This is a genomic window from Blautia sp. HCP3S3_B11, from assembly GCF_052064435.1.
Taxonomy (GTDB): Bacteria; Bacillota; Clostridia; order Lachnospirales; family Lachnospiraceae; genus Blautia_A.
The window spans coordinates 1-541 of the sequence record NZ_JBQHVP010000064.1 but is presented as its reverse complement, the minus strand read 5'-3'; the positions used below and the strand labels follow the sequence as shown (position 1 = coordinate 541).

Below are 541 nucleotides of genomic sequence, written 5' to 3'. Positions count from 1 at the left end.
AGAATCAATCATATGTGAATTGTCAAAGTTCTCCGGCTGCTGAAAAGTAGCCGGGTATTTTTCTATCAACGGCTGAAAATTAAGCGCTTACGATATCATTACAATCGTGCCTGCCAACAGCTGAGAGACCGGAAGTCCAACTTTTGGCAGCAACAGCTGATCGGTTCTAAGTCCTTCGATCCAGAATCTGCCAAGACCATACCCCAAGAGATAGATCAGGAAGACTTCCCCATCGAATTTCTTATGCTTGCGGTACAACAGCATGATGATCAGCACCATCAGACACCACAGGGATTCGTACAGGTAGGTCGGATGAACCTGAATATACATGACTCCTTTGACTGTCTCGGCATGATTCCACATCTTTGTTGTGATATCCGAACTTCTTACTGCATCCACCGGAAGTCTCATGGCAAATAAGCCATTTGTATATTCGCCGAATGCTTCTCGAGTCAATCGGATATTCGCAATCCGCTTTCGCTACTTGCTCATAACCGAATAACTGCTCCGCAGTTTATCAGAAGGGGCTTGTACCCCTCCT

At 45.7% G+C, this 541-nt stretch carries 1 protein-coding gene; it reads right to left on the bottom strand.

Annotation, left to right across the window (positions count from 1 at the left end; genetic code table 11):
- Positions 1 to 87: 87 nt before the first annotated feature.
- Positions 88 to 471: a prolipoprotein diacylglyceryl transferase gene (locus tag ACTNC0_RS18265; RefSeq protein ID WP_441088495.1), complete on the bottom strand. Its 384-nt coding sequence runs from the start codon at positions 469 to 471 to the stop codon at positions 88 to 90.
- Positions 472 to 541 lie beyond the last annotated feature (70 nt).